Origin of the sequence: Dyadobacter sp. Leaf189 (assembly GCF_001424405.1) — a bacterium.
Taxonomy (GTDB): Bacteria; Bacteroidota; Bacteroidia; order Cytophagales; family Spirosomataceae; genus Dyadobacter.
This window is the reverse complement of record NZ_LMPS01000005.1, coordinates 134,602-150,862: the sequence shown is the minus strand read 5'-3', so window position 1 is coordinate 150,862 and position 16,261 is coordinate 134,602. Positions and strand designations below refer to the sequence as shown.

The following is a 16,261-nucleotide window of genomic DNA, read 5'->3' as shown; positions in this document are numbered from 1 at the left end:
TATGAAAACGACTAATCATTTCTTCAAACCAATGCTGCTGGGCCTGCTTTCGCTGGTGGCTTTATCTTCCTGCGAGAAGGATAACCGGGCTGAGCCGAAGTCTGAGCTGAAAGGCCGGATCGTGTATGAAGGTGCGCCGGTAGGTGTGCGTTCCAACGGTGTTCAGCTGGAAATCTGGCAGCGCGGGTACCAGCTTTTTACCAAAATCCCTGTTTATGTAAATCAGGATGGTACTTTTTCGGCTTCTCTTTTTGATGGTAACTACAAGCTGGTGAGGCTCCGTGGGAATGGCCCCTGGGTTGATAATACAGATACAATCGATGTGGAGCTGCGGGGCACAAAGGAGCTTGATGTGCCGGTTAAGCCTTACTTCGTTTTTCAAAATGATGTTTATTCCAAAGGCGAAGGCAAAGTTTCCGCCACATTTAACCTCAAACAGGTTGATAATTCACGAACGCTGGAAAGAGTCAATCTATATGTAGGCACAACCACGATCGTGGATCCTAACAACAATGCAGTCAATGTGCAGGAAATAGCCGCCAACATTACGGATCTGTCCAAACCCATTACCCTGACAGCTACATTGTCCCCCACCCTGGCAAAACGGGAGTATGTGTACGCACGCATTGGCGTGAAGACTTCGGGTGTAGGTGAAATGCTCTTTGGCGCTCCGCAGAAGGTGATGTTGAGGTAAGAAATCTTAATTGTTTAATCTTATTAAAATCAATTAATTAAGATTACTACAATCATTTAAAAAACAAAACAGCTAAGCCGCTTCTTGGAGCAGCTTAGCTGTTTTTATCTGGGACCGTCGGTTGAAACCGACGGCAAGTGGATTGATTTTGATTTTTGCTTTTACTCATGGCTCCCGATTGCGATTGATGGCAAGTGGATGGCTTGATTAGCTAATTCCAGTCGATTCCACCGACAAGAAATAAAATCCCTACCCGTCGGTTTCAACCGACGGAATAACTCCTATCATCAGCTGACGGGCCGTAAATGGAAGGCACCATAATATCATTCAGCCGCATGTACACAGTGAGCTGGCCCCGGTGGTGGACCCAGTGATTGAGGGTTGAACTTACGCCTTCCAGAATGGGTTGCGAGTAGAGTACTTCTTCTCCGTTTTTGAGGTAAAATGTACCACTAAGTGACTCGTTTGTTGCACGCTGGAGTGCGCTTTTTGCTCCCGCTATATTGTCTTCAAAATAGCTGAGCAAGTGTTCGGAAGTAGTTACATTGACTCGCTCATAGGTGACGAAGTTCACCTCCCCATCTTCAACCATCAACTTGATCCATTTAGGAATTTCGGCAACAAGCAACGTGAGGTAACCCATTTGCATGGACTTTGGATGCGGCTTGTAATCAGACAATTCGAAAGGAATGCGTTCAAGACATTTTTTGGTAGAACTGTACTCTGCTTCCAGTTCTTTCACATAAGCGGCTGCAAGTTCGGTGTTGTCCATAACTGATATTTTGTTTATGTTCAGGCTGTTAAAAAATAATGCCTGTCGTAATATCAGAATGAAGCAAAAAAGTGCCTTGATAGGCAGCACCGTCGCATTGCTGTTTGCATTGACGATCTACTGGGTTTTCCGTAGGAACTGGTGGCAGGAACTATTTGCAGTAATGACGCTCTCCTTCCTGTTATGCATGCCCTTCGGAATGGGTTTCCTGACCATTTACTTCCGCGGCGAAAGAAATGCGGCAGGGAAACGGGACGCTATTTTGATCCCCTGGCTGCCGCTGTCTGCCTTTGTAATCCTCACATTGTTCTGGCAGCTGGAAGGTTGGGCGTGCTGGGTAATGATATTACCGCTTTTCATGGCTGCAAGCTCCCTCGGCGGACTCGCTGGACGAAGCTTCTTGCATAAGTTGAAGGACAAAGACAGCAAGCTAAGTGTCTCATTCATTGTATTGTTACCCCTCATTCTAGCTCCCATTGAAGCATTGATTGGCAAGATACCGGGGACATACAAAGCCGATACACATATTGATATAGCTGCGCCAGCTGCTGCGATCTGGCCGCTGGTTACGCGTGTGAGTACGATTTCTGAGCAGGACGATACTGGCTGGCTGAACAAGTCGCTCGGCTTCCCCCGACCGGTCAAGGCAGAGCTCAACTACGAAGGTGTCGGTGCCTACCGCGAAGCTATTTTCACAGGCGGTCTGATCTTCCATGAGACGGTTTCCGAATACAACCACGAGTCGAAAATGGTATTCTCAATCAAAGCCAACCCCCACGAAATTCCTTCAACAACCATGGACGAGCATGTGGTGATCGGCGGCGACTATTTTGATGTTTTAAACGGCACCTACGAGCTTGAAAAACTAAGTCAGAACCGCTACCGCCTGCATTTATACAGTCACTTCCAGCTCAATACCACCTTCAACTTTTACGCAAGCTGGTGGGCGAAATGGATCATGCAGGATATTCAGAACAATATCCTCGGTGTTATCAAAAGCCGGGCTGAAAAGACGGAATCCATTTGAATTTTGCGAGATATTCGCCACCGCAGGATAAATAAAATTGTAAGCGGGAGGCTGTAAAAGTATTTTGCCGATCAAACTTTCAGTTAAATAGGCATAAATACATTATGGAGATTTATCGCTGTCTAGATACGATTAACCCTACAAACGAGCAGGTAATATTGTGGGCCTATGATTTAGATCTGTATCTGACAGATCAGGATGAAGATCTGATTCTTCATTCAAATCAATATCTAGCTATACTCTGTCAGCTTGCCTGCGACCACAATTGTCCAAAAAAGGAATATTGTTTTTCAATACTAAAACACCACATTCAACATCTTTTAGCCAGGCGTGATATCGAGCAGATTAACGAAGCAGTAATAACAATCGCCCAAGTGGAATGTGTATCAGATATCGATGTTTGTGATTGGAGAGCCGATTTCCATTGGATTGCAGAACTGATCACAAGACCACGGAAGCTGAATTTAGAAGACATGCAAAATCGCCGGCTTCATTATTGGTACTGACAATGAGACTCCCATATTAACGACAGTAAGTGCATCCGGATATTTCCAATTCGAGCAAATTTTCGAGGTATCCAAAGACTATCTATATATCCACCCCTCTACATCAGATTGGAAATACTTACATATACTTCCAATTGAAATTGACTAGCAAGGTTAAACAATTCGTGCTTCTTCGTGCATTCGTGGCAAAAAAACATCACCGTCGCACAGCCCGCTGCAACATATCCGTTTCCTGCAAAACCTTATTCTTTAAAAAGCCCGGATATTCAGGATTAGCTTTCAAAAACGCATTCACAACAGCGGCAGCTTCGGGGGATGAATGTCCGGAAAATGTGCTGTGCAGCCAGCGGGTTGGGAAGAAAATATCGCCGGTAAGCTGGATTTCCTGCAAAAGATCCAGAGAGGGACGCAGGTACTTTACCGCACTTTGGCCGCGCAAAGGATGATGCAGATATCCCAGCGCCTCAATAACCCAAGCTTCCTTTTCGCGACTGCTCTCCCTCTTCAAAGATTCAAAAAAAGCGTCCCTCACTTTCTCAGCAGGATTCAATGCAGGTATCACAAACTGCATTTTGGCTTTGCGATCGGGATTTTTGGTATTCAATATCTGCTCATTCAAAACTTCCGCGGCTGCATCCGGCTGTTTCAATGCCAGTTCATAAGAAAGGGAAATCTTGTCATCTTCCGACAGTACCAGATCTTTCACAACCAACTTCCCATTCCAGAGCGACCGCATTTTTTGCAGCCCGTCCGGATTTACCGCAACGTTTTTAAAAGCACGGAAATAGGAAGTTTTGATTCCCTTATCCCGCGTTTCGTTCAGCAGTCGCCAAAGCAGCTGTTCGAGCTGCACCTGCCGAGAAGCCCGGCCGCGTTCATCCAGGAAAGTCCACCAGGTCGTTTGTAACACACCCAACATGTAGTCGATCAGGAGCGGATTACTTTCTTTCGGCAATGTTGCCAGCAGTTTTTGAAGCAGATCCTCTGCGCCTGCATCCTTGCCCCGCAGGAAACCTTCCCAGATGTTCACCAGCATTGCACCTTTAAAAACGGGTTCGTCGAAAATGGAATCGGGCTCGTTATAGTGTGTAAAAAAGTAATTTTTACTTAAACTATCCATTTCAAAATAGCCGTAACCAGTTCCGTCTCCATTTGGAAAAACAAGCCTGCCATCCTGCGTATCACGTTCCTTTGAGTTGAGCGGCTGTAACCATACCCGCGCTGAAACCGAATCTTTAACCTGCTTCAACACCGTTTTATAATGCTCCTCGCCGGTTGTGTAGACCGGCATTCCTGCCGTTTTTACCCAAACATTACTCCATGCTGCAATATCCTCGGGCGTTTTGCGGTCTATAATCGCGATCAGATCGTCCCAGCGCGCATTTTTGAATGAAAATGTTTTCAAATATTCACGCAAACTTTCCTGCATTAAGTCAGCGCCAATGATCTTTTCGAGCTTACGCATGACAATCGGCGCTTTCAGATATATAATGGCGCCGTAAAGTGTCCCGGCATTTTTAAGGTTGCCGAGCTGCTGCAAAATCGGGTTTGTTCCCTGGGTCCGGTCGACTTCATACGCCCCCGGATAATGCGCGAGCAGGAAGCGAAGCTCGTGATTGATTTCGGGGAAACTGGGCTGCACGATCTTCGCCGCCATAAAATTGGCAAATACCTCTTTGAGCCAAACGTCGTTAAACCAATCCATTGTCACCAGATCCCCAAACCACATGTGCGCAGATTCGTGTGCGATCACGCTTGCTCTCGCCATAAGCCGGTTGACGGAAGGGTTTTCATCCAGAAACAAAGCAGATTCATTGTAGAAAACCGAACCCGGATGCTCCATGCCGCCATACTGAAATGAAGGTATCAATGCAAAATCAAACTTGCCGAACGGGTACGGAATGCCGGTATATTCTTCGAGCCAGGCGAGGGATTTCGCATGCAACGCAAATACCTCATCCCGGTTGCGGTTTACTTTTGTTGTGTCTGTCTCGCGGTAGTACATGGTCATTTCCCGACCGTCGACCGTTTGCGTAGCTTTAAAAAACTGACCCGCTGCAAACGCAAACAAATACGAGCTGACCGGCCTGGTTTCGGCAAATTGATAGATACTCTGGCCGCCCTCCTTCGTTTTTGATTTGAGCGCGCCATTTGAAACAGCCTCCCATTTCGCAGGTGTTTTTAATGTAAGCGTGTACTTCGCCTTCAAGTTGGGCTGGTCAAATAGCGGAAAGCAGGTTGATGCGCGGTCGGGAACGAATAAGGTATAGAGGTAATCGTCGCTCCGGTTGAGCGAGAGGTCACCCGCAATAAAGGATATCTGGATACTGTTTTTTCCTTTGTTCAAATGTTTTGGCTGAATAACGATGTGCTCATTTACAAATTGATATTTAATCTTTTTACCTTCACTATTAACGGCCAGAATGTGACTGCTGTCTGTATTAAAATCAAGTACAAGCGCAGAGTCCAATGATTTAAGCTCAAATGTAATCGTCTCCTCACCCTTGATCTGCGCGCTTTTCCCTTCCGGAATATCCAATGTAATTGCATAGCGAATGCTGTCGATATGCTGCTTGCGGTATTGGTTCAGTGAGAAAGAAACGCCTTTTTCGGGAGGGGTACTGTGCTTTTGGCATGCAGTAAAAACAAATAACAACAGGAGGAACTGAACGAAGATTTTCATTACTATTGGGGCTGATTGTTCCAAAAATAGTATTTAAATACCAACTTAGGGACAGCAAGATATTTTTGTTACGTCTCGTAACAATTTGTATATTGAACAACTAAACACACACTGATGAACGAATTTGACCTTAGAATACGCCTGGCGGCGCTTCGTCAGTACTTGAGAGACAATGAGGATACACTGACGTCTGAGAAGATCGACGAGATCCTGGATGTAATTGCCAAATTGTTACAGGTTTTAAATGAACTGGAAAAGAGACGATAGATATGACAGCTGCAATCACAAAATCGAAAGAAGACCTGGATTCTTTGCTTTCTGAAACAAGAAATGCAATTAGTGAGGCCCAGGATTATCTCTCCAAAAATGGGGTCAGATATGAATTACATGACTGGGTTACCATTGCTGAATACTGCAAAAGATTTAATATTCCGAACACTCAAACGGTGAGCAACTGGATCAAACGGGGCATTGTACCCAAGGAGGATACAGTTGTCATTGAAGAATACAACAACATCCGCCTAATTAAAGCCATCCCTTATAACGAGACTCTTAAGCAATAGTAACCAACCTGTTGCCAACCTGATTACATGAAAATTATTCTACGATTTGCATTGATTTGCCAGATCGCAGTTACTGGTACTGCTTTCTCCCAAACCCTCTCACCTCTCACAGTTGAAAAGATCATGCGGGATCCTAAGAACTGGATCGGGACTTCGCCTTCTGACATTACCTGGGCCGATAATTCGAAAACCATTTACTTTAACTGGAACCCGGACAAAAATATGTCGGATTCGCTGTATGGCTATTCGCTGGCGGGCAAAGCGATCTCCAAGGTTAACATTCATCAACGGAAAGTGCTTGCAGGAAGAAATGGGACGTATAACAGGAACCGGACTATCCGTCTCTATGAAAAGAATGGTGACATTCACCTGATCGATTACAAAGATTTCCGTATCCGCACCATCACTCAAACTGTCGAGAGGGAAAGCAATCCCGTATTCAGCGGTGATGAGAAGCGCGTGATTTTTGAGCGTGGCAATAACCTGTTTTCTGTCTCACTTGAATCGGGCTTGTTGGCCCAGCTGACAGATTTTAAAACCGGAAACAAGAAGCCAGATCCCAAACCAGGCGAACAGGAGAAGTTCTTAAAGGAAGATCAGCTGGCTATGTTTGAGGTTTTGAAAGAGCGGAAAGAGAAAAAAGACGCCGGCAAGAAGATCTCGGATGCTGAAAAACCTGCATTGCCAAAGGAGATATATCTCAATGAAAAATCAATTTCAAACCAGACAGTAGGTCCCGATTCGCGGTTTATCACTTACAGACTTACCCAGCCTAATAAGTCAGCCAAGCAAACCATCGTACCCAATTACGTTACCGAGTCGGGTTTTACCGATGATATTTCGAGCAGAACCAAGGTCGGCGCGCCTGGCTCTTCCTACGAATTTTGGGTGTATGATGTAAAAAAAGACACGGCGCGCAAGGTCAGCGTGAAGGATATCCCCGGCATTCACGATAAACCGGACTACCTCAAAGACTATCCTGAACTAGATACTGCCTGGAAAAACAAAGAGCGCGACGTAATCATCCACGGACCGTTCTGGTCAGAAAACGGGAACAATGCCGTGGTGGTGATCCGCTCGCTGGACAGCAAGGACCGGTGGATTATGCGTTTCAATGCAGATTCCCTTTCATTAAAGTTACTTGACCGACAGCGGGATGAAGCCTGGATCGGTGGTCCCGGAATCGGAGGCTATCCGATGAGTGCAGGTGAAATTGGCTGGCTTAATGAAGAGACTATCTACTTTCAAAGTGAGCAGACGGGGTACTCGCATTTGTATTCGATCAACGTAAATACAGGCAAAAAGACCGCCATTACTTCGGGCAGCTTTGAGGTTCAGAATGTAACCTTATCAAAAGACAAAAGGAGCTTTTACATTATAACTAATGAAATCCATCCGGGCGAGCAGCATTTGTTCCGCGTAGCTGTTACCGGCGGCACCCGCACCAGGCTCACGCACAATCCCGGCGCGCATGAAGCCACCCTTTCGCCGGACGAAACCAAAATCGCGATCCGATATTCCACGAGCAATGCGCCCTGGGAATTATACGTAATGGATAATCCCAAAGCAGGGTCAAAGCCTAAGGAGCCTCAGCGTATCACCGCTTCGGTTTCCAAAGAGTTTCTATCCTATCCATGGCGAGAGGCGAAAGTGGTGACGATCACTGCGACAGATGGTAAGCCTATTTACGCGCGCGTTTATGAGCCAGCCAAATCAAATGGAAAAGCAGTGATTTTCGTGCACGGCGCAGGGTACCTGCAGAATGCACATAAGTGGTGGAGCCAGTATTTCCGGGAATATATGTTTCACAATTTGCTGACGGACAAAGGCTACACGGTGCTCGATATGGATTACCGCGCAAGCTCCGGCTACGGCCGCGACTGGCGCACGGGCATTTACCGGTTTATGGGAGGCAAGGATCTGACGGACAATACTGACGGTGCAGCCTGGCTTGTAAAAACATACGGGATTGACCCAAAAAGAATAGGAATTTACGGCGGATCGTACGGAGGTTTTATTACGTTAATGGGACTTTTCACCACGCCTGACGTGTTCAAGGCGGGCGCCGCATTGAGGCCCGTGACAGACTGGGCCTCTTACAATCATCCTTATACCGCGAATATCCTCAACGAGCCGCAGGCGGACAGTGTGGCTTATCGTAAGAGCTCTCCCATTTATCACGCGGCAGGTCTAAAAAACCATTTACTGATATGTCACGGAATGGTGGATGTGAATGTACACTACCAGGATGTGGTGCGGCTTTCCCAGCGGCTGATCGAGCTGGGAAAAGATAATTGGGAGCTCGCCTCCTACCCGATGGAAGACCACGGTTTTGCAGAAGCTTCCTCCTGGACAGACGAGTACAAAAGGATCTTGAAGCTATTTGAGGAAAATCTCTAAAACAAAATCGCCGGCAGAAGTCTCTGCCGGCGATTTTGTTTGAATGTAATAGTGGATCAGGCCGCGTTGTTAATCCTGCGGATTAATGGATACCCTCCAAAATCTTCCCATTTATGCAGGATCAGATTCTTTTCCCTGCTTGTATGCAGTCCGAAATCGATCAGGATCTCGCCATCTGTGAGGCGGTTTTGGAAGTACTCCGCGTATTTATCAGATAATACAGAACTTGCCAGCGCACGTGCGCCGCTTGTTGCCATATCGCCTGCCACTACAAGGGCCAGTCCCGGAATCGCCACGAATCTTCCCATCACATCCAATGCTTCCGAGATCCTGGTTACCTGTAGTTTCTTTCTTGTGGTGTTGCTTTGGTAAAAATGGTTACTCTTATGTTCGTACAATCGGTCAAATGTATCTTCCGACATGATCAATGTGATCTCGCCTGCATTATATCCTAACCGCAGCAATGTCTGATATGCATTTTCTGCGTCTTCCCTCGTGGCAAATACTCCCGTTACAGTATTGATGCTCTTGTTTTGCTGTATAGAATCCATAATCATTGGTGTGTAAAAGTTCAAAAAGTACTTATCATATAGAATGTCTGATAAGAATGACACGTATTAGTAAAATCCGTGCCAGCATGCTTCTACAACGTACTGTTTTAAAAAGCATTGAGCGGTTCGGAATCTGTAACCAACCTTTTACTTTCGTGGTATTTCTTCTACATAAAACAAAACTTTTGCCTGATAACAGTATTTCAATTTGCCCTTCGACTTATATTTCCAGCCTTAAAACCAACTTAGCTCAAACAATGCAAAGCACCTTTTACCCCATTAAAATGATCGCTATGACCACCGTCGCAGGTGTGTTCGGAACCTGTATAACTGCATTCGCACAAGTTGGCGTAGGCGTAAAAGCTCCGAAGGGAGCAGAAGTGTACCTCGACGGAAGCCGCAAAATGCTCGACGAGAAATGGATTTACTGGGAAGGTCCGCGCTTCGCTGCAAAGCCGCCAATCAAGTGGACCGTAGTAAACGACCCCGTAGACAAAGGTACCGTGATCAACTGCAACGATCCTGCATCGGCTGGTGGTTTATACGGTGCAGCTGATATTGTTACCAAGAAGGAGTTTAAAGATTTCCGCGCCCACGTGGAGTTCCTGATCACAAAACCAGGCGGCAACAGCGGGGTATATCTGCAAAACAGGTACGAGATCCAGGTACTTGACGGAGATACTACTTCTCACGGAATGGCGGCAGTGATCAATGAATCAAAATCACCCTACTACGCCTACAATGGAATAGGAAAATGGAATTCTTACGACATTCTGTTCCGCGCGGCTCGCTTTAAAGATGGGAAAATGGTGGAGCAGCCGATGGTTACCCTCTATTTCAATGGTAAAAAGGTGCATTCCAACCAAAAGATCTCACAGGTTTGGGGCGGGCCTAATTCCGGGATTGATGGTGGAAACAATGGCGGCAAGGGAATCACCGACAAACCCGGCGGTTTGAAGCTGCAATCGGAAGGACACGACGTGTATTACCGGAATATCTGGATCAAGGAAATGGAGCTTGATAAAGCGGACACGAGCTTTTAAAACGAAAAAGACCTGGCAACTAAAACATGCCAGGTCTTTTTTCTAGCTCAAATTCTTACTTGTTGTAGGCAATTTTGAAAATGGTCCCGTTCAGATCGTCGGTCACGTACAATGCGCCGTCGGGTCCCTGGGCCAGTCCGCAAGGACGGTGCTGTATTGGTCCCGTAGGTTTCACCAGGTCCACACCTGCGAAATTGTCCGCAAAAATCTCCCATTTACCCGGCTTGCCATTCACAAAAGGCACAAATGCAACCAGGTAACCCTTTTTTAGCTCAGCCGACTGACTGTGAAATGCGATAAACGCGCCGTTCTTATATTTGCCAGGAAACATATTTCCTGAATAAAACAACAATGCATTTGGGCCAAGGTGAGCCGGAAAGCCCACCAGCGGATTGACCGCCTTTTCACCGGCAGTCTTCTTTCCATCGCCACCGTATTCAGGCGCAAGCATTTTTTTGTTTTGAAAATGATCGTAGTAGATGTACGGCCAACCCGCATCGTCACCTTCTTTCAGGCGGTAAAGCGTCTCGGCGGGCAACTCTGCGCTTTGTTTCGGCGTGTAGTACTGCGGATACATGTCGTCAAACTTGCCGCGGCCGTGAACTGCTACGTACAATGCGTCTGTCTTGTTATCCCAATTAATCCCCACCGCATTCTTCACACCGGTAGCAAAGCGGGTACCATCTGAAAACTTCTGGTTCAGCTTATCAGCGCTGAATTTCCACACCCCGCCTGCCGAATCGAGGATTGTGCAAGGCGACATACCTTTTCCTGATCCTGTTTCACGGCAATTGTCGCTGTAAGAGCCTACGGTAACATACAGATTGCCCTTATTGTCGAGTGCGAGCGGTTTTGCATTGTCGCGCCCTTTGTCAACCAGTCCGTCAACGATCAGTTCCGGCTGGTCAAAATCGATTATTTCTTCCTTTTCGTTCAGCTTATAGCGGTATACTCCCTTATTGGAAGAGCTGTACAGGTAGCCGTTTTTGATCGCAATACCGGTTCCGGGATAGTCGCCGAAAAGCTTTTGCTCGTCTATCTTACCATCCTTATCCGAATCGCGCAGCAGGTAAATGCCTTTTCCATCTTTCAGCTTGGAAAGCTTCACATACATATCCCCGTTCTTGCCAACTGCCATATGGCGGGTCGGGCCGAGATCAGTAGCCAGGATTTTGGCATAGAACCCGGCTGGAAGCTTAATCTCTTTGGCATCAACAGGTTCAATCACGCTGCTTTCAGCTGAGAGAGTGCCGGTAGTACTTGTGTAGGCAAAAAGCGCCGATGCCCCGGCCAATCCCAGGAGGACGCCCGCTGATTTAAATAACTTTCTTTGCATGTAAGGTTTGAATAGAATTTAACTTAGATAATCTCAGATAAACACGTTTGAGATGCATTTAAAAGCATACAGGCAAAGTGTTGCTACTTTCTTCCTGATTTATTTTTCTGCCCCGGGATGTAATTTGGAATAATTTTTTTTAACACCTTTGGTCCTTAATCAGCAGGTCACGTAAACTTTTAAAACCAACAACCAATAATCTTTTTAACCTCAAAAGCTATGAATCCATTCGATGATGATGACGATGAAGTATATGATGACGACCTTCCAGGCAACTATCCTTCAGAAGAGGATATTTTCAGAAAAGGGCTAATCGAGGCAGATATTGATCCGGAAGATATAACCCGCATGAAGCGTCCGGCCGAGCTGGAAGCAGATGACTGGAATGAAAAAACTTTCGAAGACGACCTGACAGGAGAAGATCTTGACATTCCCGGTTCTGAATTTGATGATGAAGACGAGGAAATCGGTCGGGAAGACGAAGAAAATAACTATTACAGCCTCGGCGGTGACAACCACGAAGCCCAGGAAGAAAATCAGGGCGACTAATCAGTTGCGAGATACATTAGATAAGCCTGGCAGAAATTGCCAGGCTTTTTTTGTATTTTCGAATCGAACAAACACAAACACCACTATGAAAACAGCCAAGAGCAGTTCTGGTAAACTTGCAGAATTCAGCACTTCACAGCCAGTGACTGGTTTAACAATTCAGGATTTTTCTTTTCTTAAATCCAGGAGACTGCTCAAAAATTTGAGAACCTCCCTTCAACAAGCTGTGATCGAAGAAAGAAGACCCAATAATGAATCTCTTTCTTGACACATCTTCGCTGGTCACATTGTACCACGAAGAAGCTGACACCGAGATAATGGATGCATTATTTCACCACAACATGGTGACTAATATATTTCTTTCCGAAATCTCAAAAATTGAATTTTCGTCTACTTTTTGGAAGAAAAACAGGACTGGCGAAATCAGCCGGGAGCTCGCGGAACAGATCATCTCAGTATTCGAAAAAGATTGTGCGACCTTCATTTTTATACCTGTCGACTATCAGATAACTGAAAATGCGAGACGATTACTAAGTAAGTATGGTAACTACGGATTGAGAACTTTGGATAGCATTCAACTTGCCACTGCGACTTGTTTACGTGAAAAGGTAGATTTCTTTAAATCAGGTGATAAGCTGTTAGTCTCATTCATGAATAAGGAATCACTTCCAACAAGCATATCTTAACATAATCAACCACAAGTATGAAAATCCAGCGATTCGCTTTTTCCTAAAAAGCTGACAAATTATGGCTGCATTTACTGCCGAGGCATTCAGGAAAGAGTTGATTGCAATCCTTGATTATTGGGCAAAATACGGCCCTGATCAGGAAAAGGGAGGATTTTACGGCAGGGTAAACTATGACAACCAGCCGGTGAAAGACGCCGAAAGATCGGTCGTGCTCACAGGGCGCATTCTCTGGACATTCTCATTGGCGCACCGCCTCTTCAAAGAAGCAAAATACCTTACGCTCGCCGATCGCGCCTATCAGCAGCTTTCCAAGAATTTCATTGATCCCGAGCACGGAGGTGTGTACTGGTCCACCACCGCAGACGGCGCTCCCAAAGAAACCAAAAAGCAGATTTACGGAAATGCATTCGCGATGTACGGACTGAGCGAATATTACAGGGTTACCCACCATAAACCTGCACTCGAACAGGCGATCGCACTTTTCAATATCATTGAAAAACATGCATTTGACCCAAAAAACGGTGGCTATCGCGAAGCGTTTGCAAAGGATTGGTCTGAAACCGATGATTACATATTAAGTAAAAGTCCGTGGGTGAAAAGCATGAATACGCATTTGCACCTGGTAGAAGCTTATACAAACCTGTACACGGTTTGGCCAGACAAGAAGCTGAAAAAACAGACTGCGAATATGCTGGACACGATTATTACGCACATCGTCAATCCGCAAACCAACACAATGCAGCTATTCTTTGATGAGCAATGGAAAGCAAAGGATGATATTATTTCTTACGGTCACGACATTGAAGCTTCGTGGCTGCTTTTTGAAACTGCCGAAATCCTGCACGACGAACAGCTGATCGCCAAAATGAAGCAGAAGTCGATTCAAATGGCGCGCGCTGCGAGTAAAGGACTGAGTTCCGACGGCGCACTTAACTACGAGTACGATCCTGCAACAAAACATACCCAGACAGACCGCAGCTGGTGGGTAGGCGCAGAACAGCTGGTGGGTTTTTACAATGCCTATCAGCTTACCGGGGAAGCACAATTCAGGGATAAAGCTGAAAAAAGCTGGGATTATGTTGCAGGCAAGTTCATCGACCAGGAACGAGGCGAGTGGCACATGACGGTGAAAGAAGACGGAACGCCCGTGAAAGGCGACAAAATCAATTTCTGGAAATGCCCCTATCACAATGCGCGCGCCTGCGCCGAGATGTGGCGCCGCATAGAAAAAGGCTAATCTCAGTTAAAGAACATTTCGTCGACGAGCAACAATGCGCGGTTACCCTTCGCACCATGCCACTCCGGAATTTTCTCAACGGGCTTTACCACCACTTTCACAAACGAAACTTGCTGCGGCTTAAACTGCCCCTCCACCATTTTCAGGGTTGCTTTGTCCCCTTTTGACGGAAGCGGCGCTTTGAAAGTGGATATCAGTTTCAGATTATCCCGGCTGCTGCCGCCCCAAACTTCCACGAGTTGCGGAGGGAAAATACCGGTCGCTTCCTCGATCATATAATGCAACCCGACCGACGACAATGCGATCGGCTTCTTAAATTCGGACATGAGCACCATATCGTTGTTGCGCACACCTGCCCAATTATTGGCCCAGGCAGGATTATTCGCTCCTATCACACCTAACTTCTTATCAAAAAACGTTTTTGCACCTTCGGCCTGGTGAACGCGGTTAAGCGGCTGCAAGAGGTTGACACTGTCTGGATTGTAGGCACTTTTGAAGAAATCGAATGTAGCCAGTTCGCTCCCATACCAGCCATTTTTATAAGCTCTCGCTTTGACGGTCGCACTGGTAGTTAGAACTGTTTTGTTATCGAAAAGCGGGGAATTGATACTATCGGGCTCCGTTCCGTCCATGGTAAAGCGGATATCCACTCCTTTGATCGGGTGTCTCAATTCCAGCGGCGCGGTTTTGGCGAAAATCATCGCACTGTTTTTCACCTGCGGCGGGTTTAATCTCAATGGATTTTTACCATCATCCTTGAAGCCACCGATGATTTCTACATTTCTGATTTCCTTTTGCAAAGTGGCCACATCTGCCGCAGACAGCTTCGTATCCCACACAGCGACCGTTTTGAGGCTTTTTAATGCAGGTAACAAACCCTTCAAATCAGCCAGATTAACCTTGGTACCTGAAAGGGTCAGATTTTGAAGGTGTTTCAATGAAGAAAGCGCTTTCAGTCCGGCCGCAGTTACCTCGGTAAAGTTGAGATCCAGTTTTCGCAGATTTTCAAATTGAGTAACGCTTTTCAGGTCGGCATCCTTTACCGGCATTTTGTTGAGGTTCAATGACACAATCTGCTGCCTGATCTTATTCAGCTCATCCAGCTGCCTGGGACTATAACTTGCCGCATTGTAAATGTTCACTGCAAGTGCGGGCGATTCGCGAGCTAGCGGCAGGATGGTCCGGTAATCTGAATTCAGTTTGGCAACCTCATCTTCATCCGCCGCGTCAAAGTTAAATTGCTCTTCTGCCTGAGCAGGTTTAAGATAGGCGGTTGCCAGCAGCCGCAATGAATCAGAAGTGCCAAGATCAACCAGTTTTTTGTTGAAATCCGCCTTCTGATTTACCCATAATGTGAGCAAAGAGATTTCCTGCAATGTAAGCTGTGCTTTGCCCGAAGGCGGCATATGCTTTTTTTCTTCCATTGGTAAATGCACCCTTTGCAGCAGCAGGCTCATCGCCGCATTGCCCGGCACGATCAGCTTGCCTGACTTCCCACCTTTCATAATCGAAGCCGGGTCTGTCAAGATCAACTCCCCTTTGAGCTTATCAGGATTGTGGCAGCTGGTACATTTCTGTTCCAGAATGGGCTGTATTACATTAGTATACACCACAGCTTCGTTGAGCGGTACCGCAGCCATTTCATTTTGCTTCGACACTGGCTCCCAGATAAAGTTACTTCCATGCGTAAGCGCCGCCCCGTAATGTCCCGTAAGTACCAATGCAATCACAGTCACAAAGGCGCCGGCTTTGGCGACAGGCGCTTTGTACCAGCCCGTATTCCTGACAAAATAGATGAGAGAAGCAATAAAGAAAATACCGGCACCGGTCCATTTATGAAGCGTCAACACTTCGCCGGCATATCCCTCTTCTTTTGACAGGAAAAGCCCCATGATCACTGTAATTGCTGCGAACAAAGAGCCTATTAAAAGCAGATTTTGAAGAAAATTCTTATAAAACGCATTGGTTGCATACTCGGGCTTGAACCTGAAAAATTCAAGCAGCATGGCAATCAGCAGGATCACAATGGGAAAGTGCAGGATCAGCGGGTGCATTCTTCCGATTGTTTGCAGCCAGGCGGGAACCACCAGCTTGCTTTCAAAAATCAGTAAGAACAGAATGAAAATATTGGAAGCAACAAGTACTTGTTCCGCAAAAAACCTGAATCTTAAATACATTTAAAGTCTCACCAAGAATTTGATCAATAAGAAT

At 46.2% G+C, this 16,261-nt stretch carries 16 protein-coding genes; 11 read left to right on the top strand and 5 right to left on the bottom strand.

The annotated features are described in order from the left end of the window. The first annotated feature begins 1 nt into the window (after position 1). The gene (locus ASG33_RS15150) at positions 2 to 694 is read left to right on the top strand and encodes a DUF3823 domain-containing protein (protein WP_056286987.1); all 693 of its coding nucleotides are present in this window, start codon (positions 2 to 4) and stop codon (positions 692 to 694) included. A 262-nt stretch (positions 695 to 956) separates the two neighbouring features. On the opposite strand, the gene ASG33_RS15145 is transcribed toward ASG33_RS15150, so the two are convergent. Then, positions 957 to 1,466, bottom strand: coding sequence for a DinB family protein (locus ASG33_RS15145; RefSeq protein WP_056286981.1), 510 nt, complete (start codon positions 1,464 to 1,466; stop codon positions 957 to 959). 58 nt (positions 1,467 to 1,524) lie between these two features. Between ASG33_RS15145 and ASG33_RS15140 the strand changes: the two genes are divergently transcribed. Together ASG33_RS15140 and ASG33_RS15135 are read left to right on the top strand one after the other, a co-directional pair. Beyond that, a complete protein-coding gene (locus ASG33_RS15140; RefSeq protein ID WP_056288488.1) occupies positions 1,525 to 2,493 on the top strand; it encodes a hypothetical protein in 969 nt (322 codons plus the stop codon). A 104-nt stretch (positions 2,494 to 2,597) separates the two neighbouring features. Continuing rightward, the gene (locus ASG33_RS15135) at positions 2,598 to 2,999 is read left to right on the top strand and encodes a hypothetical protein (RefSeq protein ID WP_056286973.1); all 402 of its coding nucleotides are present in this window, start codon (positions 2,598 to 2,600) and stop codon (positions 2,997 to 2,999) included. Between the two features lie 196 nt (positions 3,000 to 3,195). Here the strand turns inward: ASG33_RS15135 and ASG33_RS15130 are convergent, their stop codons facing one another. Further along, positions 3,196 to 5,682 carry a M1 family aminopeptidase gene (locus ASG33_RS15130; RefSeq protein WP_082489240.1) on the bottom strand — a complete coding sequence of 829 codons (2,487 nt, stop codon included), beginning with the start codon at positions 5,680 to 5,682 and terminating at the stop codon, positions 3,196 to 3,198. A 114-nt stretch (positions 5,683 to 5,796) separates the two neighbouring features. Here ASG33_RS15130 and ASG33_RS25810 point away from each other — a divergent pair, with 114 nt between their 5' ends. The 3 genes from ASG33_RS25810 to ASG33_RS15120 are packed head-to-tail and all read left to right on the top strand — an operon-like array spanning position 5,797 to position 8,645. Next, entirely contained in the window at positions 5,797 to 5,949 is a 153-nt protein-coding gene (locus ASG33_RS25810; protein ID WP_157474789.1) for a hypothetical protein, read from the top strand. A gap of 2 nt (positions 5,950 to 5,951) precedes the next feature. Next, positions 5,952 to 6,245 carry a hypothetical protein gene (locus ASG33_RS15125; RefSeq protein ID WP_056286970.1) on the top strand — a complete coding sequence of 98 codons (294 nt, stop codon included), beginning with the start codon at positions 5,952 to 5,954 and terminating at the stop codon, positions 6,243 to 6,245. Between the two features lie 27 nt (positions 6,246 to 6,272). Beyond that, complete coding sequence (locus ASG33_RS15120) at positions 6,273 to 8,645, top strand: prolyl oligopeptidase family serine peptidase (RefSeq protein WP_056286967.1); 2,373 nt, start codon at positions 6,273 to 6,275, stop codon at positions 8,643 to 8,645. A gap of 56 nt (positions 8,646 to 8,701) precedes the next feature. Here the strand turns inward: ASG33_RS15120 and ASG33_RS15115 are convergent, their stop codons facing one another. Further along, complete coding sequence (locus ASG33_RS15115; RefSeq protein ID WP_157474787.1) at positions 8,702 to 9,196, bottom strand: hypothetical protein; 495 nt, start codon at positions 9,194 to 9,196, stop codon at positions 8,702 to 8,704. A 284-nt stretch (positions 9,197 to 9,480) separates the two neighbouring features. On the opposite strand from ASG33_RS15115, the gene ASG33_RS15110 reads away from it, so the two are divergent. Next, positions 9,481 to 10,239 carry a DUF1080 domain-containing protein gene (locus ASG33_RS15110; protein WP_056288482.1) on the top strand — a complete coding sequence of 253 codons (759 nt, stop codon included), beginning with the start codon at positions 9,481 to 9,483 and terminating at the stop codon, positions 10,237 to 10,239. A 55-nt stretch (positions 10,240 to 10,294) separates the two neighbouring features. Here ASG33_RS15110 and ASG33_RS15105 read toward each other — a convergent pair whose 3' ends face one another. Next, positions 10,295 to 11,575 (bottom strand): sorbosone dehydrogenase family protein, encoded by a 1,281-nt coding sequence (locus tag ASG33_RS15105; RefSeq protein WP_056286962.1) that lies wholly within the window; start codon positions 11,573 to 11,575, stop codon positions 10,295 to 10,297. A gap of 219 nt (positions 11,576 to 11,794) precedes the next feature. Between ASG33_RS15105 and ASG33_RS15100 the strand changes: the two genes are divergently transcribed. From ASG33_RS15100 to ASG33_RS15085, 4 genes are all read left to right on the top strand, one after another. Then, positions 11,795 to 12,124, top strand: coding sequence for a hypothetical protein (locus ASG33_RS15100; protein WP_056286959.1), 330 nt, complete (start codon positions 11,795 to 11,797; stop codon positions 12,122 to 12,124). Between the two features lie 85 nt (positions 12,125 to 12,209). Further along, entirely contained in the window at positions 12,210 to 12,392 is a 183-nt protein-coding gene (locus ASG33_RS25885) for a hypothetical protein (protein WP_056286954.1), read from the top strand. Next, positions 12,376 to 12,810, top strand: coding sequence for a type II toxin-antitoxin system VapC family toxin (locus ASG33_RS15090; RefSeq protein WP_056286951.1), 435 nt, complete (start codon positions 12,376 to 12,378; stop codon positions 12,808 to 12,810). The genes ASG33_RS25885 and ASG33_RS15090 overlap by 17 nt, the downstream gene beginning before the upstream one ends. Before the next feature lie 61 nt (positions 12,811 to 12,871). Continuing rightward, positions 12,872 to 14,050: an AGE family epimerase/isomerase gene (locus ASG33_RS15085; protein WP_056286948.1), complete on the top strand. Its 1,179-nt coding sequence runs from the start codon at positions 12,872 to 12,874 to the stop codon at positions 14,048 to 14,050. 2 nt (positions 14,051 to 14,052) lie between these two features. Here the strand turns inward: ASG33_RS15085 and ASG33_RS15080 are convergent, their stop codons facing one another. Continuing rightward, positions 14,053 to 16,227, bottom strand: coding sequence for a c-type cytochrome domain-containing protein (locus tag ASG33_RS15080; RefSeq protein WP_056286945.1), 2,175 nt, complete (start codon positions 16,225 to 16,227; stop codon positions 14,053 to 14,055). Positions 16,228 to 16,261: the final 34 nt, after the last annotated feature.